At 53.2% G+C, this 20,249-nt stretch carries 16 protein-coding genes; 8 read left to right on the forward strand and 8 right to left on the reverse strand.

All coding sequences use genetic code 11. The features are described from left to right. The first annotated feature begins 242 nt into the window (after positions 1-242). From E3E25_RS02270 to cdr, 4 genes are all read left to right on the forward strand, one after another. A complete protein-coding gene (locus E3E25_RS02270; RefSeq protein ID WP_167891652.1) occupies positions 243-4,754 on the forward strand; it encodes a S8 family serine peptidase in 4,512 nt (1,503 codons plus the stop codon). Between the two features lie 71 nt (positions 4,755-4,825). Then, positions 4,826-5,125 carry a DUF424 domain-containing protein gene (locus E3E25_RS02275; RefSeq protein ID WP_167891653.1) on the forward strand — a complete coding sequence of 100 codons (300 nt, stop codon included), beginning with the start codon at positions 4,826-4,828 and terminating at the stop codon, positions 5,123-5,125. 46 nt (positions 5,126-5,171) lie between these two features. Continuing rightward, positions 5,172-6,338, forward strand: coding sequence for a 60S ribosomal export protein NMD3 (locus E3E25_RS02280; protein ID WP_167892610.1), 1,167 nt, complete (start codon positions 5,172-5,174; stop codon positions 6,336-6,338). A gap of 60 nt (positions 6,339-6,398) precedes the next feature. Beyond that, complete coding sequence (gene cdr, locus E3E25_RS02285) at positions 6,399-7,724, forward strand: CoA-disulfide reductase (RefSeq protein ID WP_167892611.1); 1,326 nt, start codon at positions 6,399-6,401, stop codon at positions 7,722-7,724. A 6-nt stretch (positions 7,725-7,730) separates the two neighbouring features. Here cdr and E3E25_RS02290 read toward each other — a convergent pair whose 3' ends face one another. Next, entirely contained in the window at positions 7,731-8,975 is a 1,245-nt protein-coding gene (locus tag E3E25_RS02290) for an MFS transporter (RefSeq protein ID WP_167891654.1), read from the reverse strand. A 113-nt stretch (positions 8,976-9,088) separates the two neighbouring features. Then, positions 9,089-9,829, reverse strand: coding sequence for a Rossmann-like domain-containing protein (locus E3E25_RS02295; RefSeq protein WP_167891655.1), 741 nt, complete (start codon positions 9,827-9,829; stop codon positions 9,089-9,091). A gap of 112 nt (positions 9,830-9,941) precedes the next feature. On the opposite strand from E3E25_RS02295, the gene E3E25_RS02300 reads away from it, so the two are divergent. The 4 genes from E3E25_RS02300 to E3E25_RS02315 are packed head-to-tail and all read left to right on the forward strand — an operon-like array spanning position 9,942 to position 14,456. After that, the gene (locus E3E25_RS02300) at positions 9,942-10,889 is read left to right on the forward strand and encodes a radical SAM protein (protein WP_167891656.1); all 948 of its coding nucleotides are present in this window, start codon (positions 9,942-9,944) and stop codon (positions 10,887-10,889) included. A 32-nt stretch (positions 10,890-10,921) separates the two neighbouring features. Next, the gene (locus tag E3E25_RS02305) at positions 10,922-12,367 is read left to right on the forward strand and encodes a potassium channel family protein (protein WP_167891657.1); all 1,446 of its coding nucleotides are present in this window, start codon (positions 10,922-10,924) and stop codon (positions 12,365-12,367) included. Positions 12,368-12,371: 4 nt separating this feature from the next. Then, on the forward strand, positions 12,372-13,502 hold the full coding sequence (locus E3E25_RS02310; RefSeq protein ID WP_167891658.1) for an ATP-NAD kinase family protein: 1,131 nt from the start codon (positions 12,372-12,374) through the stop codon (positions 13,500-13,502). A gap of 54 nt (positions 13,503-13,556) precedes the next feature. After that, positions 13,557-14,456: a hypothetical protein gene (locus tag E3E25_RS02315; protein WP_167891659.1), complete on the forward strand. Its 900-nt coding sequence runs from the start codon at positions 13,557-13,559 to the stop codon at positions 14,454-14,456. Positions 14,457-14,502: 46 nt separating this feature from the next. Here the strand turns inward: E3E25_RS02315 and E3E25_RS02320 are convergent, their stop codons facing one another. The 6 genes from E3E25_RS02320 to hypF form a co-directional block, all read right to left on the reverse strand. Further along, the gene (locus E3E25_RS02320) at positions 14,503-15,699 is read right to left on the reverse strand and encodes an aminotransferase class V-fold PLP-dependent enzyme (protein WP_167891660.1); all 1,197 of its coding nucleotides are present in this window, start codon (positions 15,697-15,699) and stop codon (positions 14,503-14,505) included. Next, a complete protein-coding gene (locus tag E3E25_RS02325; protein WP_167891661.1) occupies positions 15,696-15,989 on the reverse strand; it encodes a hypothetical protein in 294 nt (97 codons plus the stop codon). Before E3E25_RS02325 ends, E3E25_RS02320 begins: the two co-directional genes overlap by 4 nt. 89 nt (positions 15,990-16,078) lie before the next feature. Then, positions 16,079-17,095, reverse strand: coding sequence for a hydrogenase expression/formation protein HypE (gene hypE, locus E3E25_RS02330; protein ID WP_167891662.1), 1,017 nt, complete (start codon positions 17,093-17,095; stop codon positions 16,079-16,081). A 2-nt stretch (positions 17,096-17,097) separates the two neighbouring features. Continuing rightward, positions 17,098-17,490 (reverse strand): HEPN domain-containing protein, encoded by a 393-nt coding sequence (locus E3E25_RS02335; RefSeq protein WP_167891663.1) that lies wholly within the window; start codon positions 17,488-17,490, stop codon positions 17,098-17,100. Further along, positions 17,487-17,813, reverse strand: coding sequence for a nucleotidyltransferase domain-containing protein (locus tag E3E25_RS02340; RefSeq protein WP_167891664.1), 327 nt, complete (start codon positions 17,811-17,813; stop codon positions 17,487-17,489). The genes E3E25_RS02335 and E3E25_RS02340 overlap by 4 nt, the downstream gene beginning before the upstream one ends. A gap of 47 nt (positions 17,814-17,860) precedes the next feature. Further along, positions 17,861-20,179, reverse strand: a complete 2,319-nt coding sequence (gene hypF, locus E3E25_RS02345) for a carbamoyltransferase HypF (RefSeq protein ID WP_167892612.1) — start codon at positions 20,177-20,179, stop codon at positions 17,861-17,863. Between the last annotated feature and the right edge of the window lie 70 nt (positions 20,180-20,249).

A 20,249-nucleotide genomic window follows, 5' to 3' on the forward strand; every position in this document is an offset into this window, starting at 1 on the left:
GATGCGTTTTTCTTGGTGGTGTGGTTACAGTACTTAGATTGAATTTTATCGGCATGGGTATGAGGTTTCAACATGACATTGTTCTTTGTGAAACTGCTCCAGAGACATCTGTATTGGACTAATTTAGTCACTATAGGTGTTATATGGCATATACTGCCTACTGAACAACTTTGTAGGCCGAAATGTTTATATCGGTGCTCTATCAACAGTATGGGTGAGCATTACAACCTGGAGGTGTCAGGATGAATCGGAAGGCGTTGAGTCTTTTGATTGTGGTAGTAATGTTGTTGGCAGTAATCCCAGCGGCGTATTCAGGGGTTGCAGCAACAGAACTCACCAGGAGCCTTGGAAATAATATAAACTCCCTCTCTGAAAAAATATCAACTAAAGAAATAACAGATAAATCCTCGGCAGTGATTCCTAAGTCCGTTATTGCTGAGATGATATATGCCAAGGCTCTTGGAAAAGATTCTGTACCCCTAATCGTCCAATTGAGACCGGGATATTCATCAGAAATTCTTGAGACTCTAGGCTTTGAGGTTAGAAAAGACTTTGGTCACTTTGGCTTAGTAGCAGTTTCAATATCACCTTCCAACGTTGATGCGTTATATCAGGCTAGCAAATACCTCAAGCATGTGTGGGTTAGCAGACTTTACAAGTTAGCTCCTCCTGCACCACGTCCGAATTGGTTTGCAGGCAATGTTACCCTAAATATGACAGAAGTCCAAGAACTTGCCAACATTAGCACTGAAACCACAGGCGCAAAGGACATGTGGGCATTAGGTTATGACGGAAGGAATGTTACTGTGGCAGTTATAGATACTGGCGTTGATCCTGGGCATCCGGATCTTCAGTGGACGACCGATGGAAAACCTAAGATAGTTGATTACGTTGATCTTAGTTACTGGGACACAATATCAGAACAGTATGGGCTTCCAAACAAGCCCGTATCAGGATGGTTCAATACTTCCACGATAGTTAAAGCCCAAGGCGATACCGTCATATATAAGGGGAGAACCTTTGAGCTACCTACTGACGCAATCTCCAAGAGTGGAAATTACCACATTGGACATGTGGAGGAATGGGGCGTTGAGCTTGATGGAGACTTCGTTAATAACCCCAACCACTGTCCTTACACAAATGATCCCCTACTCGAGAGTTGTTACTTGAACCACCATGATCCTTGGGCAGGGGCCATTCTCGTAGTTGACAATCAAACCGCAGGAGTATATGACTTGGTTTATGTCGACACTGACGATGATGGAAGTTTTGCTGACGAAAAGCCATTAAGGGTGTACAGGACTGCGCCTGGTCCGGACAATGTTGGTGCTTGGATCTGGAATGAAACTCTGGGACAGAAGAAGGACTTTGTTGTCTCTGACATAGATCCACAGGGCAACTGGGTTGTCTTGGGTTATGACATGGGAGACCACGGAACCCACGTTGCTGGCACTATCGCGGCAAATGGCTTCATTAAAGGGGTTGCTCCAGGCGCTCAGCTTATGGTAATAAAGGTTGGAACAGACTTTGGAGGATACATACCAACAGAATCCATCATCGATGCGTTCCTCTATGCGGCGTTTGGTCCAGATGGCGAACCCAACACTGGAGATGAGGCTGACGCCATTAGTATGAGCATTGGATGGACGCCGATATTCCAGGGATGGCCACTTATTGAGGATGATGCAAATGTTTTGGACTATGTAGCGGAGCTTACGGGAATTCCTTTCTCAATCTCCGCTGGCAATGAGGGGCCTGAGGTTAACTCAATTGGAAGCCCTGCGGATGCATTTAATGCGATAGCCGTTGGAGCATACATTGAAAAAGAAAGGATGGACTGGCTTGACCAGCACATGTTCAACACCCCCGAATACGGAGCTGGGTTCTTCAGTGTCGCCTGTGCAGGTTGCAACGTTACTGGAGATCCAATATCGGGCTTTGAAATGGCTACTGATGCTGTAGTTGGTTTTAGTTCAAGGGGGCCAACTGACACGGGAATACTAAAACCTGAAATAGTGGCTCCTGGCGATGCAATAATGTCAACAATGCCGCTTACCATGCTTGGGGATTATAACCCACAGGGATATTACAATGCAGAACCTACAATTGCATACCAGTATATGCAGGGAACGAGCATGGCGGCTCCACACGTTGGTGGTGCTTTGGCAATACTGATTGGTGCTTACAAGGAGAAATACGGTGTTAAGCCGACTGCTGACATGCTCAAACTCTCCCTTGAGCTTGGAGCGGATGACCTAGGGATGCCCTTTGCGGATCAGGGATTCGGAGCATTGAACATAACCAGTGCGTGGAGCCTTCTTGATTCATTCAATGGAGAGATCATCAACGAGCCGATTGTCTACTCCGGATACTACGCCAGAAATATCGGCTACAAGAATTTGATCTTTGGAGACCCTGCACTCATAGATTTTGCAACGGATTGGGAAAACGGAACCTTCAGTGACATCGGCTTTGCCTTGGCCCCAGGTTATGACTTCCCAATTGGTGCATTCTGGATAAAGAATAATGGGGACAGGAATATTACCCTCAAGTTTGCGGGGGCTTCCCTCGGAGCGGGAGATGGAATCACGATATTCAATGATCTAGCATTCTTCGACATAGTGACTGGAGATCCAGTAGATCCATACAATCTGACTATACCTTCCCATGGTTTCCTCTGGCTCGGCTTCACAACTCCATACTACTGGGGAGACACACTGCCATCGGGACTCAATGAACTCATCCTCTACTGGGACGACCCGGATTCCCCACTTCCAGTTGACGCTATAACCCCGATAACAATAGTGGTTCCAGAGGACATTGGAAATGGAAACATAGTAAAAAACGTTCACGTTAGTAAAATGGACGTCCCGCCGACCAGAATCTTCTTTGACATTCCTGAGGACGTTGATCTGGTGGGGATCACAATAAACCAGACTTCTGGTGGTGACCTATGGACAGGCATATACTATCCAATAGCCAGTAGCTTTATCTATGATGCATTCAGAACTACTGGCCCGGATTATCCGTGCAACTGTACTTACACCCCAAGCAACCCCACTAACTGCTCTAACTACGGAGGTCCATTTGAAGCCACCAGCATCAGCAAAGAGAGTGTAGTTAGTCCAGTATTAATACCGGGAACTTGGGAGATATTCCCGAGTACTTCAATGATAACTGCTTGGCCGCAGACTGGGTTCTTCCCAGTTTTAACGGATGTAGACGCAACCTTTAACATTACATACTATGGCATTACAGCCACTCCGCCCGGTGAAGAGATTCCGACTGTAGAGTACTCTAGTGGGACTCAGGAATTCAATTACACGCTGGTTAACAAGTACTACAAAATCCAGGGCAATATATCGGCAGTTGGTGTCGGACCCTACAACTCGACTATTGAACAGATAAAGGAAGCTGACTTTGCGTATCTTGACTTTACCGTTCCAGAGGGTGCAGTAAACGCTCACTTCGAAATACAGTACGTGAATGATTCGACGGCAGATCTTGACCTCTACGTGATCGCACCCGATGGTACCGTGTACTCCTCAGCTACCGCTAGTGCCAATGAGGTAGTGGATATATCAGATCCAGTGCCTGGAGTTTACCACGTAATGGTTTACTGGTGGGTTCTGAACCCAGCAAGCATTGAAGTGCCAAAAATCGCAAACTTCCAGATTGCCCAGTATGCAATAGTTCCAGGTACCCTTAGTACCGAGCAAAACACGATCAACTTGGAGACTGGAGCAACAACCAACATAACCCTAATGCTCAATGCTACTGAAAACGTGCTACCAGGACTCAACATAGGAAAGCTTATACTGACTCCAGATGTGCCATGGCTAGAGGGTACTGTAACAACAACAATACTCGTCAAGGTCGGAGGTTCATCCTTTGCAGTAGGCCTCGAAAAGAATCAGCTTGAACTCGGAAAAGAGGCTCCGACAATACTCGTTAGAGATGCACTTACAGGGGTGCCTGTACCTGGTGCCGAAGTGTACATCAACGGTGAATACTACGGGCTTACGGATGAGAACGGAAAACTTAAACTTGAGCTTGAACCAGAAATGCTCAGCATAGGGAAGCATACGGTCGATGTAACTGTCAAGAGAGAAGGATACGCTGAACTCTCTAAGGAACTTACATACACCGTTGTTGACGCTGCTCCAGGTAAGGTGCTTGCTCCAAGTGACGTTGAACCATTCATAGCCATCGGGGAAGGTAGTGTAACCGATGTAAACGTGGACAAAACAACTATAACAATAACAGCAGATGGTCCAAGTGGAAGCGTTGCTTACTTGGTAGTCACATTGCCTGTGGACACCCAGTACATCAACATTGCTGGAACTCACGTACTTAGCTACTACACTACCTCTGGAGAGAACGCAATTTATCTCATCATTAAAGTTAAGTACGCCTCTCCGGTCACCATAACCGTCGAGTACAAGACTGCCCGCTGGATCGTCAGCACCTGGAACTACGTCTGGTACATGCTCTACTGGAGGTACGACCAGAAGTTCGACCCGCTCTACCAGAAGGCGGTTGAACTCGGCGTCGACAATGAGACCCTCCAAGAGGCCATGCAGTACAAGCAGCTTGCCGACCAGTACTATGAGGAGGCCAAGAAATACATCACTCCTGGCAGGGAGAACCTAGCCATCGCGGCACTACCTTACATCCGCAAGGCTTACATCAACATCCTCAAGGCTTACAGCATCCTTGAGGAGGCCATTGAGGAACTTGAGGCTCAGGGATGAGCCATCTTTTTCTTCTCCATTTTACCCAAGACTTTTAAACCTTCAGGCGTTTCCTCCTCCGGTGTCGCTCCATGATATACGTTAAAATCTACCGCGTTCAGGGGGAAGTTCTCCTCGCTGCCTGCGATGAGGAGCTCCTCGGAAAAACTTTCAGGGAAGGCGAGCTGAAGCTCGAAGTGAAGGAGCGCTTTTACAAGGGGGAGCTGGTTGACGAGGATGCTCTGGATGCCATGCTGGAAGAGGCAACCATCGCCAACCTTACGGGTGAGCGTTGCGTTGGAAAAGCAATAGAGCTCGGTTACATTGATGAGGCGAGGGTACTCAGGATTCAAGGGGTTCCCCACGCTCAGATGGCGAAGCTCTTTCTCTGAGATTAGGTTTTTAAACTTCCTTCCTCACTACCTTCCGGTGAGAGAGATGAGCGAGAGATTCTGTTACCGCTGCGGGATAAGCGAGAGCGAGGGAGGACCGCTGATAGATGGTCTCTGTCAGGTATGTTACCGAAAAGAAAACCCCGTCCTGCTCATAGAGGGAGAGATAAATACCGAGCTCTGCCAGAACTGTGGGAGCTACAAGCGCAGGGGTGTTTGGGTAGATCCCCACAGTTACGACCTCGAGGAGCTGATATTCGAGGTTGCAGATAACGCCCTGCTGGAGACCATTGGGGATTCGCTGGACGAGAGGATAAGAGAGTTCGAGATAGTTCACTTCGATGAACTTGAGGAGACGACGGAGCTTCCAATTGGAAGAGCCCTCGTTGCCTTCCGGCCCCTCGACTGGCACATAGAGTACTTCCCAGCCATAATTACCTATGAGGTCCGGGTCAAAGCCAGAATACACGAGCTCCAGCGTGAACTCCATGATGAGGCCAAAAAAGTCACAGTCTATGTAAGGCAGACCGTCTGTCCGCGCTGTTCCAAGTTCCTCGGCGGCTACTTCGAGGCGATACTCCAGGTTCGAGCCGAGGACAGGCCACTAACCGATGAGGAGAGAAAGGCGATTGGGAAGCTCGTCGAGGAGAAGGTGGACGAGATAATGCGCAGGGACCGGATGGGCTTCATTCAGGACACAATAGAGAAGGAAGAGGGCTTGGACTTCTATATGGGCTCAACGTCGAGTGCAAGGAAGCTGGCACAGGCAATAAGGGAGCGCTTTGGTGGGACGATAAGCGAGGCCTATGAGCTAGTCGGCGTTGACAGGCAGACGAGCAGAGAAGTTTACCGCACCAGCGTGAGCGTGAGGATTCCAAAGTTCCAGAGGGGGGATATCGTAGCGGACAGGCACGGCAACGTCTACGAGGTCGAGCGGGTTGACGGCAAGGGCATGAGTATGAGGAATCTGGCCACTCTTGAAAGCGAATATCGTGATTGGAAGACGATTAAGCGTGAGGGTATGGAGGTTGTCGAGGGAGAAATGAGCGAGGCGATGGTGACCAGTATAACTCCGACCGAGGTCCAGCTCATGGACATGGAGACCTACGAGACCTACGAACTCGAAAGACCTCCCATGGAGCTCAGAGAAGGCGAGGTCTACCGCATGGTGGAGGTCAAGGGCAGGAAGTACTTTCTCGGCAGAAAGGAATGACCCGTTTCTGTCCCACCAATCTTTTTAACCTTAGGTTTTGAACCTTTCCTGGTGATGCTCATGAGGAAGACGGTGGTTATCATAGGCGGTGGAGCTGCAGGAATGAGCGCGGCTTCGCGCGTTAAGAGGCTCAAACCTGAATGGGACGTCAAGGTTTTCGAGGCTACCGAGTGGGTCAGCCACGCTCCCTGTGGAGTTCCCTACGTTGTTGAGGGTATCTCCCCAAAGGAAAAGCTGATGCATTACCCCCCTGAGGTCTTTATCAAGAAGCGCGGCATAGACCTCCACATGAAGGCGGAGGTGGTTGAGGTCGGTCAGGGCACCGTGCGAGTTCGCGAGGAAAATGGGGAACACACCTACGAGTGGGACTACCTCGTCTTCGCCAACGGTGCATCGCCGAGGGTTCCCGCGGTGGAGGGCGTTGATTTGCCCGGCGTCTTTACTGCCGATCTGCCCCCGGATGCAGTGGCGATAAGAGATTACATGGAGAAAAACAGCGTTGAAAACGTCGTCATAATAGGTGGGGGCTACATCGGCGTTGAGATGGCGGAAGCATTCTCCGCCCAGGGAAAGGAAGTCACCCTCATTGAGAGGAACGAGAGGGTCATGGCCAAGGCCTTCGATAAGGAAGTCACCGATGTCCTTGAGGAGGAGATGAGGCGGAGGATCAACCTCCACCCCCAGGAGATAGTCCTGAGGATAGAGGGTAAGGAACGGGTCGAAAGGGTTATCACCGACGCCGGGGAGTACAAAGCCGACCTCGTTATCCTCGCGACTGGCATAAGGCCCAACGTCGAGCTGGCCAGGGAGCTCGGCGTTAGGATGGGTGAGACCGGCGCGATATGGACAAACGAGAAGATGGAAACCAGTGTCGAGAACGTCTATGCTGCTGGAGACGTCGCCGAGACGAGGCACCTCATAACCGGAAGGCGCATCTGGATTCCCCTCGCCCCGGCCGGAAACAAGATGGGCTACGTCGCCGGAAGCAACATAGCGGGCAAAGAGCTTCACTTCCCAGGGGTTCTTGGAACGAGCGTAACGAAGTTCTTCGACGTGGAAATAGGCAAGACTGGTCTGACGGAGACCGAGGCGATAAGGGAGGGCTACGATGTCAGAACGGCCTTCATAAAAGCAGGCACTAGGCCGCACTACTACCCAGGCTCAAGACCGATATGGCTGAAGGGCGTCGTTGATAACGAGACCAATAAACTCCTCGGCGTCCAAGCTGTAGGTGCAGAGATACTGCCCAGAATAGACACCGCTGCTGCAATGCTAACTGCCGGCTTTACTACCAAGGACGTTTTCTTCACTGACTTAGCTTACGCGCCGCCCTTCGCCCCTGTCTGGGACCCGCTCATAGTCCTTGCCAGGGTTCTCAAGTTCTGACTTCTCTTACTTTTTCAGCAGGGCGATGCTCCCCCCGATCAGGACAAGCCCGAGGCCAAACGCCGCACCAAATCCCGCCGATGATATGAGTGCCCCGCTTATGGCGCTGCCCGTGATGTATCCGGCTGAGCCCACGACGTTGTAGGTCCCCATTGCGCTGCCCTTCTTCTTTTCTCCAGCCTTTTCACTCACTATTGCGGTGGAAGAGACCCCGATGAAAGCCCATGAGTAGCCCGCCAGGATGTAGGAGGCAAAGGCCAGTGGAAGCAGCGCTGGAGCGATTAGGGTTCCGAGAATCATCGTAGCGAAGGCTCCGGCACGGAGGAGCAGTCCCTTTCTCAGGACCCCTTCCTTTATTCTCCCCATTGCGGCCCCGACACGGGTGTAGTTCATCGCTGAGACCGCGGAGTTTGCTATGAGCGCCAGGTACACGACTTCTCTCGTGTAGCCCTCACTCGTAAGGAGCACCGGCATCTGAGGGAAGTAGAGTCCAGCCGCTATCCAGAAGAGCAGGAAGGCTACGTAGAACCTCCCTAAGCCATCGGGAAGGCTGAAGTTGGTGTGCAAGATGAAGGACGGCATGTATCTGGCCTTTTCAACGACGTAGTTCCCGAACGCTCTAATAGCTTGCCTGTTGATGTATATCGGAGCCTCCCGTATCATCCGCTTCCCCATGAAGACCGATGGCAAGCCCAGGATTGCGAATGCCATGAACAGCTGTGGTATGCTCAGGGACCCCGATAGGCCGAAACCGAGAACCAGTCCGAGAACCCACCCCCAGCCGCTTATCTCGTTGAACTTTCCAATGGCGTGGTCCCAGCTGTGCTTCCTGACGCTCCTTAAAACAAGCGCTATGGGGACCGATAGAGTAGAGGCGAGGAAAAATGCGTATACCGTGTTTACCACGATGAGCTGGGCGGGGGTCTTCACAAAGGCCATCGCCGTGAGGAAGAGCGGAACGCTGGCAAAGCCAAGGAGTATGAACGGCTTTCTTCTCAGCGTTTTGTCGCTCAGCCTTCCCCAGAACAGTGCGCCGAGCATTGAAGCCAAACTCGCAAGGGCAAAGGCAATTCCAACGGTTGAGGCGTTTCCCCCGAGTTCCAGGAGGTAGAGGCTCACCAGGGCGGAGCTTCCACCCGTGGCTACTTTGAAGGGCACGAAGGAGTAGAACCACCCCGGCATCTTGGGGATGTAGCGGTAGCGGTTTGCTACCGATGCGTTCCTCACCGCGATGGCAACTCTCTGACTCATTTTTCTCACCTTGAGGCCTCCGGGAGGCCAGTTTGGTTTAAAAAGATTCGTGACGTTAGTGATACTTCAAAGTCCAAAAATGGCCATGTAGTGGGGATGGAAGAAATGGAACCTCAAACTTCGAGAACGTACTTTCTGCTCTCGTCGGAGAAGCCCCTGAAGCGTCCGAGCTTCAGGTGAAGTATCGCCCTTTCAACATTCATGACCTTCATGGCTCCAACGTGTGTTACCCCGGTGCCCTGGAGGAACTCCGGGAGAACCTGTCCAGTGGGACCGGTCAGGAGAAAAATCTTGGCGTTCTTTGACCTCTCTAAAAGCATGTCAATGGTTCCATTGAGCATGCATGAGGCACTCGCTATAACCGCCTCAACCTCCGGCAGGAGCCAGTACTCCAGGGAATCGCTCAGCGTTTCCCTGTCCCAGAGCTTCGGGTTTCTCTCGAAGACGTAGAGCTTGAAGCCCCTCTCCCTGAGATTTCTGACTATCGGCGGCATGTTTCCGATGACCGCTACCTTCTCGATGTCCTTCTCAAGAAGTTCCACGGCGTCGATCCACTTTGCACTGCCGAGGTCGATGTAGTACTGCGAAACCGCGTTTATCGCGGCTAAACCAATGGTTCGCTCGATGATGTTTAGGCTGTCGGCCCGTTCAATGAACGCCTCAAGCGTGGGCTCCTCTATGGAGTTGTCGAACCTCCCTATCTCCTCGGGGAGGGTCATGGCAACGCCGAGGGCTTTTCCCAGCTTCCCCTCAATCAGCACGTAGGTGTAGGGCAGGCCGAAGGAGAAGTCTAGGAGCTTGAAATCTTCATCGATGAGCCCCAGGGTCTTTTTCTTGAGCTTAGCCAGCAGCATGGAAACACCCCGCTTTCCGTCTTGATTAATCTGGTACCGCTCCAATTTTAACCTTCCGTTTGGGTTGGGCAAACCTTATACGCTTTTAGGTTAACCTAATTCCGGTGGTGATATGATAGCCTTCGGTCCGGTTCCGTCGAGGAGACTCGGTAAGAGTCTTGGGATAAACAACATACCCGACAAGGTCTGCTCCTACGCCTGTCTTTACTGTCAGATAGGCAGAACGTTAAAGATGGAGGTTGAGAGGAGGGCTTTTTACGAGCCAGAACTGGTATTTGAGGAGGTGTCGAAGAAGGTCGAGGAGGCTGAAGCTGCCGGGGAGAGGATAGACTACATCACATTCGTTCCCGACGGGGAGCCGACGCTCGACGTGAACCTGTCCAGAGAGGTTGAGATGCTGAAAACCCTCGGAATACCCTTGGCGATACTCACGAACTCGTCCCTGATCTGGAGGGAAGACGTCAGGGAAGACCTGTTTGAGTTCGACTTTGTCTCCCTGAAGCTCGACGCGGTCAGCGAGCCCCTCTGGAGAAGAATTGACAGACCCCACAAGAGCCTCTCGCTTGAGAAAATCCTCGACGGCATGCTGGCCTTCGCGGAAGGTTTCGGGGGAAGGCTCATCACCGAGACCATGCTGGTAAACGTTGATTACGGCGGGGAGCTTGAAAAGATCGCCGACTTCCTGGGTGAGCTCAAACCGGAGAAAGCCTACATAGCCATTCCCACCAGGCCTCCTGCCGAGCCATGGGTGGAACCCCCTTCGGAGGAGACGATACACCTCGCCTACCAGCTGTTCTCGGAGAGGCTCAGTGGGAGAGTCGAGTACCTCATAGGCTACGAGGGGAATGCCTTTGCCTCAACCGGGAACGTCGAGGAGGACCTGCTGAGCATTACGGCAGTTCACCCGATGAGGGAAGAAGCGGTTAGGGAGCTTCTGAGAAAAGCCGGAGCCGACTGGGACGTGGTGGAGAGACTCCTCAGGGACGGAAAGCTGATCAAACTCGAATACGGGGGAAGGCGCTTCTACATGCGCGCCCTACCGAGCAGGAGAAAACCTTAATTATTTGGGAAACTAGTTTACCGGGGAGAGCCATGTGCGAGTACACCTACGAGAACGGGCAGAGGTGCAGACTGAAGCCCATCGAAGGCTCCGCCTACTGTCCACTGCATATCCCCTACGACGAAGGCGAGAAGCTCTTGGGGGATGAAATAAAGAGGGTGAAGGAGGAGACCTTTCTCAAAAGGCTCAAGGCCGGCCAGACCTATTTTGAGGGAGTCTACCTTTACGATGTCAAAATAAGCGATTTCAAGGCCGAGAAGCCGATAGTCTTTAAAAACTCGCAGATCAGGACGGTGCTCTTCGACGGCCTTAACGTGCCGGGTGTAACCGTCTACAACTCCACGGTGGGAAGGCTGGTCGTCTTTGAGAGCAGGCTGGGGACATTCACGGTTCACGATTCAAGGGTTTTCGGCCTGAACCTGCTCCGTGTCGGGTTCTCCAACTCGGTCTACATCAGGAATTCGAGCGTTCGCTACGTCATGATAAACTCGACCGAGTACATCGGCAAGGGGGCTGAGGGGGAGAGGGAGTACGGAGAAAAAAGAACCGCCACTGGAAGGATAGAGCTGAGCGGCCTGAACGAAGTCCGCAGGATTGGAATAAACGTCCGTTATCCCCTTCTGCGGAAAATCCTTGAGGAGCATGGGGTAAAGCCATCTGAATCGCGTGAGAGGGCCGTTAAGGCCACAGCCCTTGTTCTCCGGGACATAGACTTCGACCAGTCGGCGCGCTTCAAGAGACAGGTCAGGCTCAGCATAAGGCGGTTCCACGGCAACCTCGTCCTTGAGAACCTCAACGTCTTCGGCCACGCCGAGATCCTGGGAAGCTGGCTCAGGAATCCCGAGTTCGTGCATACGAGGGTCATGGGCAACCTGATATTCCGGAAGGTATCTTTCCACGGCGACTTTGCCTGGAACTCCACGGTTCTGCCCAACATCCCGGTGGAACTCAGCGTTGAAGGCTTCGTTGAAGTCGAGGACTGTAAGTTCAACAGCCACCGCGCGGCGGAGGTTCTCTACCGTCTGGCAAGAATAAGCTGGGAGCGGAACGGGGACTTTGAGAGGGCCGACCGCTACTACTACCTGGAGATGGTGGCCAAGAGGAACTCCCGGCTGAGCGGCAGGAGAAAGGGAATCAAAAGGCTCTTCATGAGGATGGAATCCGTCTTTGAGTGGCTCTTCGCGGATTTGACCTGCAAGTACGGTACCGACTGGAAGAGGCCCATACTCATATGGCTCGGTGCGGTAAACGTCTTCTTCCCGGTTCTCTTTTACCTGACCAGAAGCGTTGAGGGACTCTCCGGAGCGCTGAGCTTCCTGGACTACGAGTACTTCAGCGTTGTTACCGCCACAACCCTCGGCTACGGCGACTACCATCCGATAGGCGTCGGCAGGGTTATAGCGTCGGTCGAGGCCCTCTTTGGCATGTTCATGTGGGCGGTCTTCCTGACGGTGTTCGCGAGGAAGTACATGAGGTGATACCATGAGGATAGGGCTCATAATCAACCCCATAGCGGGAATGGGAGGCAGAGTGGCGCTCAAAGGTACTGACGGTGTCGTTGAGGAGGCGATACAGAGGGGTGCAAAGCCCATCGCGGCTGACGTTGCGAGGCTTTTCCTCCACGAGCTGAACAACTACGCGGAGGGAAGGGGGGTCGAGTTTTTAACCGGCCCCGATGGTTTGGGGGAAGAGGTTCTGGCGGAGTTCGATTTCCCCTACGAGGTCATCAGACACAGGGATGTACGTTACCGCGAAGTCCTCGGCGTTAGGATTCCGGATACGGATAGCGAGGACACGAAGGAACTTGTGAAGAGAATGCTCGACCAGGTTGAGCTGATAGTCTTTGCCGGCGGCGACGGAACCGCGAGGGACGTTTTCAGCGTCGCCGGGAGAAAGGTTCCAATACTCGGCGTTCCGACGGGCGTTAAGATGTTTTCTGGAGTCTTTGCGGCATCCCCAGAGGACGCGGCAAGGCTCGTCGCCGAGTTCCTCAAAGGGAACGCCGAGCTGGTGGAGCGGGACGTCATGGACTTGGACGAGAACGCCTTCAGGCACGACGAGGTGAGGCCGAAGCACTATGGAAAGGCCCAGACCCCCTACGCCGAGCTCCTCCTTCAGGGTGCGAAGGAGCCCACGAAGACGGACGAGGCCGAGGATGTGGATGCCATAATAGAGGCCCTGGCCGAGGAGCTTGAGGATGGGATATATTTCCTCGGCGCTGGCTCGACCCTCAAGAAGCTCAAAGATCTGCTTGGGATAAACGGAACTCTCCTGGGCGTTGACATCGTCGAGATTAAGAACGGTGAGGCCAGGCTCCTCGTTAAAGACGCCGCGGAGAAAGACCTGCTGAGGTTCGCGGGGGAGAACACAAGGGTAGTTGTAACCGTAATCGGGGGCCTTGGATTTCTCTTCGGTAGGGGAAACCAGCAGTTCTCGGCGGAAGTCCTTAGGAGGATTCCGAAGGAGAACATAATCGTCGTGGCGACGCCTTCCAAGCTCAGGAATGGCTTTGTCAGGGTTTACACAGGAAATAAGGAGGTTGATGACAAGCTGCGCGGCTACATCCGCGTCCGCGTCAGCCCCTGGATGGAGCGTATGGTGAGGGTAATCTAAGCCAAACCAGAAGTCGTTTATAGGACCTTTCCCTATTTTCAGTCGGTGAACCGTATGAAGTACAGCCGTATAGCGGTTAGGCTCTTTGAGAGGGAGGGGGAGGACACGTTCTACGACCCCGTTTACCATGGCAGGACTCTCAAGGTTTTCGGAATGGACGAATGGCCGGGAAAGGCCCTTAAGTACCTGGTGGATAGATACCGGGAGATTGATTACGGGACCGTTATCTTCGACACTGAGGGGGACTTTCCGGAGGATGGGTTTGACACCATCATCCGGGTGAAGGACGGCGAGGGAACGGGCCTTGACCCGATAGCCCTTGCGAGGAAGGGCCTTTTGGACGGCTACACCGCGGCAACGATAGTCCAGACCGTCTATGGGTTGGACAGAACCCTGACGGAGAGGCTCTACGCTGACTTCCTTGCCGGGAAGGTGAGGAGCGTTCCAGAGGCCATGAAGTCGGACGGAAAGTACGCCGAGGTTATCAGGGAAAGCTACACGCCCCTGGACGAGGCATTCTACTCTGGAAAGCCTCCTGAGTTCGGAAAGAACATCCTGGTGGAGCTGGGGGAGACCTACAGCATAACAATGGCTGGTATAGCTTTTCTGGTTGTGAGCGCGGTGATTAGACACAGGAGGAACACCATGATAGGTGTCAACGATGCGGCCGTTTTGGCCTACACAACAGCCGGTGGTGCCGCCATACCGTTAATAACGAGGCCCATAAGGGCGAGGGTGACGGTCCTCGCAACTCAGTACGCGATAGACTCGATAATGAACTTGGCTGGCCCGAGCTTGGTTCTCTACCACGACCCTGACACTCAGAGCGTTATCTACGAGACGAACGGAGTTCCACCCGGCCCGATGAGGAAGCACGTCCACAAGGGAGAGGCGGCCTTTATCTACCGCACTCCGGAGACGATAAACGTGGAGTGGGGGGAGCTACCCCGCTGATTTACCTTTTCTTGAACGGCAGTCTTTCAAAAGGAAAAGAGGGAAATCACTTCAGGCTCCTCACCAGCTCCTCCATGACGCCGAGGAAAGTCTCGACCTCCTCAATGCTGTTGTAGACGTGGAACGAGGCCCTCACCGTGCCGTTTATTCCGAGCTTCTTCATCACCGGTAACGCGCAGTGATGGCCGGAACGAACCATTATATTGTTCTCGTCGAGTATTGCTGCAACGTCGTGAGGGTGAAGCGGAGGAACGTTGAAGCTCACCACACCGGCGTGCTTCTTCAGGTCTCTCGGCCCGTACCAGGGAATTTCGAGTTCATCGAGCCCCTTGGTTATGCGCTTGACGAGTTTATGCTCCTGCCTTTCAATCTTGTCTATCCCGATCCGCTCGATGTACCTTATTCCGGCGGCGAGGCCTATCGCACCGCCTATGTTTGGGGTTCCCGCTTCGAACCTCTCCGGCGGTCCGGTCAGCTTATAGGAGTCGAGCTCAACGTCCTCTATCGTTCCCCCACCTATCAATGGAGGTTCAAAGGTATCGAAGAACTCCTCGTTGATGTAGAGGACTCCAATTCCCGTCGGTCCCATCGGCCCCTTGTGGCCCGAGAAGGCAAGAAAGTCCGCGTGGAGCTTCTTCACGTCCACTTCCATGTGGCCGGCACTCTGGGCGGCGTCAACCACAAAGATGGTCCCCTCTTCCTTTGCCATCTTCCCGAGCTCCTCAACCTCATGGATAACGCCCAGGGCGTTGGAAACGTGCTGAACGGCAACGAGCTTTGCACCTTTAATCTTCCTCTCAGCGTCGCTCAAATCCAGGTTGCCCTCGTTGTCTCCTTCAATGAACTCAAGCCTTAGTCCGAGCTTTTTAGCCAGCCTCTGCCAGGGGAGTAAATCTGAGTGGTGCTCGTAGGGAGTCGTCACTATCTTGTCTCCGGGCTTGAAGAGGTGCTCAAGGCCGAGGGCGACGAGGTTTAAACTCTCGCTCGTGTTCTTGGTGAAGACGATCTCTTCAAAGCGCGCATTGAGGAAATCCGCAACGATTTTCCTGCTCTCCTCGTACCTGTGGGTCGCCATCTGGGAGAGCCTGTGTATCCCCCTGTGGACGTTGGCGCGGTATCTAAGATAGTACTCGTCCATCGCCTCCACAACCGGCCTCGGCGTGAGCGAAGTGGCCGTGTTGTCGAAGTATATGACTTCCCCTGTCAGCGGGATGTCCTTTCTAACATCCTCCGGAATCCTCATGAAATCACCTCCAGAACTCCAGCGCAGTCGTATATGATTCGAGCGAGCTCCTCACCCTTCTTTGCGTCCTCTAGGAGCTTGATTATTATCTTGCCGCTGGGATAGACGCTCGTTTCGTAGTCGTCGATCTCAAGAATCAGCATCATTCCGGGCAGGAGCTTCTTCACGGTGTAACCCTTCTCCTTCAAGCACTGGGCTGTTCTCGTGAGGTCTATCTTTACCTGGCGCTCCCAGGAGTAGCCGCTTATGACGATGCCCTTCATGGTTACACAGGGTTTTGCTATTATCATACTCTCACCGGTTCGAAATTGGAAAAAGGGCCTTATACGGCTTTCCTAAACCGAAGGTTAAGGACAAAAGTGGGAATCGGGAAAAGGGCTCAGCAGACCCTCGGAACAGGGTCTCCTGCTGGAGGCTCCAAAAAGCGTTTTCCGCCTATGCCGGTCTCGACCAGAACCTTGCCCCTGTAGTCTCCTATGACCTCGCCGATTATCGCCGCGTTCTTCCCTTTTTCTGTGCCCCTCATGGCCTCCAGTGCCTCTTCCGCGTGCTCTCTGGCAACAATAATCACGACCTTGCCCTCGTTGGCAACGTCGAAGGGGCTTATGCCCAGCATGTCGCTCGCTGCCCTGACTTCCGGCCTGACCGGCACATCGGCTTCCCTTATGAGTATTCCCACGTTGGCCTTTCTCGCCATCTCGTTGAGCGCATTGCTGAGCCCGCCCCTCGTGGGGTCTTTCATTGCATGGATGTTCTCCCAGCCAATGGCTTTGGCAACCCCCTCAACCACCTCCCAGATTGGAGCCACGTCGCTTTCCAGCTGTGTCTCGAAGGCTATTCCCTCCCTGTGGCTCATTAAGGCGATGCCATGGTCGCCTACCGTTCCGCTGATTAAAACCAAGTCGCCGACCTTCGCTCCGGCGTCGCTTATCGGCCTCTCGGCTATTCCAATCCCCGCTGTTATGACGAAGATTCCTATCCCGTCCTCAACAACTTTGGTGTCGCCGGTGACGATTGGAACGGGGACTTCCCTTGCAGTTTCGTCCATCGAGTTCAGGATTCTCTTCAGGTCTTCGCCGTCGAAGCCTTCGCCGATTATCATGGAGTTGGCCAGGGCGAGGGGCTTCGCGCCCATTACCGCCAAGTCGTTCACGGTTCCGCTGACGGCTAATCTTCCGATGTCTCCGCCGGGGAAGAATAGGGGCCTGACTGTGTGGCCGTCTATTGTAAAGACGAGGTGCTTATTGCCGAAGGGTATAGTTGCACCATCGTCGAGCTGGTCAAGTCCGATTCCACCGGCAGATTTCAGGCTGAGATTTTTGAGTATGACGTCCCTCAGGAGCTCCTCCATTATTTCCCCGCCCGCTCCGTGTTCTAGCTTTATCTTCTCCACCATACTCATTCCTCCAGAAAGCCCTTGGATGAGAGGTATTCTTTCGTGAATGCGAGGAACTCTTCGGCGCGCCTTATGTTCTCGCGCGCCTCTTCCTCGGTTATATCCACCACAAAAGAGTAATCCGCCGTCTGCCTGAGGTTGAATGCAGTTCGCAGGTGTGTGAAAAACTTATGAGGAACCTCACCTGTTTTAATAAACTCTCTCCCGAAGAGCGCTATTAGGGCAGAATGCTTTGAGACGCTGATGCCTTTTGTCAGGAGGAGGGCCTCCGAGCAGTAGAACATTGTGTAGTATGCCCTCGATAGTGCGAATCCATAGAACCCCCTCTTCAGCAGAATTTTAGCCGCTTCAAGGCTTTCCTGGGCCTTTTTCAAGATTTCCTTGTATTGCTTCATACCTTGATGCCCTCCGCCTGGACGTTTTGAATCAAAGGATCATATTTCATTTTCCTGCTGAGAGGATATACGATCAGCGAGACGACGATTCCCCTCTCCAGAACGTATCTATCCGTTACTTCGGTTAGCTTATCGTGCTCTTTGAGCGTTAGCTTTCTCCTCACCACCACGAGAACGTCAACGTCGCTGTCTTCCCTTGCTTCTCCCCTCGCGTACGAGCCGAAGAGTATGACCTCCACCAGGTCATCTCCGAGGATTTCCTCCAGCTTTTCCTTAACCTCACGGAGGATCTTTTCCAGCTCGTCTCTCTGGATTACCGGCATCAACCACACCCATTTACACAGTTGTGTTTTTTAGTTAAATCCTTATCTCACAGCATCAAATCCTCCCTCGTCAGGTAGCCCTCAAGGTAAAGCCCTCCGAGGAAGGCCTGGCCGACGTTTATTCCGTTGTCGCCGCGCGGGACCTCGTGTGTTGTGTGGAACTTCAGGCCAGCGGCCTCTACTATTTTCCTGGCGGTCTTGACTATGAGCTCGTTGTAGGCAACGCCGCCGCTTATTCCGACGTTCTTGACACCGAACTCTCTTGCCCTCTCCACAGCTGTTTCAGCGAAGGCCCTTCCAAGGGCGAGGTGTGCCGAGTAGGCTATGTCCGCGGGACTGGCGGTGTCAATGACGTCGAGTGCCTGCGAGAATAGCTCCTCAACCTTTATCAGCTCTCCCTCCACCGGAACCTCAAACTTCAGGTCGTTCTTGCCGCGCATCGCGAAGCTTTCCAGCTTCATTGCCGGCTCGCCCTCGTAGTGCCTTCTGTACGCCACGTTGAGGAGAACCGAGAGGGCGTCGAGGACCCTACCGGTTGAGGATGCGTAGCTCGTGTTGACCTCCTTCGCCAGCTGGGTCAGCACGACGTTGAACTCTACCTTTCCATAGCGGAGGCCCTCGATGGCCTTCGGGCAGCACCCCCCTATTATCCCCTCGAGCTCATCTATGCTATAGACCTTGCTCAGGATTCCCATCAGGGCCCTCAGCGGGTAGTAGCTGGCCAAATCGCCACCTGGGAGCGGGTAGTAGTCTATGTGGGCCAATCTTTCAACATCCTCGTAGCTCAGGTAGAGAACCTCTCCTCCCCAGGTGTGGCCGTCCGTCCCGTAGCCGACGCCGTCAACGGCTATACCTATCATCTCGTCCAGCTTCCTCTCGGCCAAAACGCTCGCTATGTGTGCGTAGTGGTGCTGCACCTGGAGGAACTCCACGTTTAGCTCGTTTGCCATCTCCATGGCGAGTTTAGTGGTGTTGTAGCTCGGGTGAAGGTCGGCTATAATGAGGTCGAACTCGTTCACGCGGAGAATTCTCTTGAAGTGTTCTATGGCCTTCTCCATGAACTCAAGGACTTCGATCTTCGAGGTGTTCCCGATGTACTGGCTTGGGTAGACTTTCCCGTTTTTAGCAACGCCAAAGGCGTTGAGAAGCTCGGCTCCCACTGCCAAGCCACGGTAGCTGAAGGGAATCTCTATGGGCAGCGGCACGAAGCCGCGGGAGCGCCTTATCACCGCTCTCCTCCCGTTGACGAACCTGATGACGCTGTCATCCGCGCGGTTGAGTATCTCCCTGTTGTGGAGGAGGAAGTAGTCGGCAACGTCCTTTAACTCCTCGAAGGCCCGGTCGTTGTCCTTCACCATGGGCATGCCCGGGTAGTTGGCCGAGGTCATCACGTAGACTTTGCTTTTGCTCCAGTGGAAGAGTATGTAATGAGTTCCCGCGTAGGGGAGCATGACGCCTATGGTGTGCAGTCCCGGTGCGAGGTTTTCAGGCAGGGGAAACGGCTCCTTCTTGCGGAGGGTTATTATCGGTCTCCTGTAGGAGGTCAGCTCCTCAAGTTCTTCCCTGCTTAAAAAGGCGAACTCCTCAACCGTTTCGACGTCCTTCGCCATTATCGCGAAGGGCTTCTGCGGCCTGTGGGTTCTCCGTCTCAGCTCCGCGACTGCCTCCTCGTTGGCGGCGTCACAGGCAAGGTGGATCCCGCCTATCCCCTTGATGGCGACGATGTATCCCCTATCTATCAGCTCCGCCGCCCTCTTCAGCGGGTCTCCAATGATTTCCTCCCCGTCGTTCGTGTAGAGGCGGTAACTCGGCCCGCAGACTGGACAGCAGACGGGTTCGGCATGATAGCGTCTGTTGAGTGGGTCTTTATATTCACCCTCGCAGTAGCCGCACATCGGAAACTCTCTCATCGTCGTGTTGATTCTATCGTAGGGGAGGTCTTCGATGATTGTAAACCTGGGTCCGCAGTTGGTGCAGACTATGAATGGGTACATGTAGCGCTTGTCGGTCGGGTCAAATAGCTCTCTCAGACAGTCGTCACATATCGCTATGTCCGGTGGGATTATTGAATCCCCACCTTCTCCGCCCTGGGAGCTCTTCTCGATGTAAAAGCGGTCGAAGCCCTGTGGGGGGAGCTCCTTCTTCTTTATCGTCTCTATCCGCGCGAGTGGGGGAAGCTTCTCCCTGAGGTCTCGCAGAAAAGACTCTATGTCCTCCTCCCTGCCCTCAACGACGATCTCAACGCCGGCATCGCCGAGGTTCTTGACGTAGCCCCTCAGGCTGTGCTCGTGGGCTATCCTGTAGACGAAGGGCCGGAATCCGACGGCCTGAACGATGCCCTGAACGTGAAGCCTGTAAGCTTTCATTCCTCTCACCGGTTTCTTCTTCGTAATTCGGGCCTTTATAGGTTTCTAAAACCAAAAGTTAAAAACCGGA

Origin of the sequence: Thermococcus sp. MAR1 (assembly GCF_012027305.1) — an archaeon.
Lineage (GTDB): Archaea > Methanobacteriota_B > Thermococci > Thermococcales > Thermococcaceae > Thermococcus.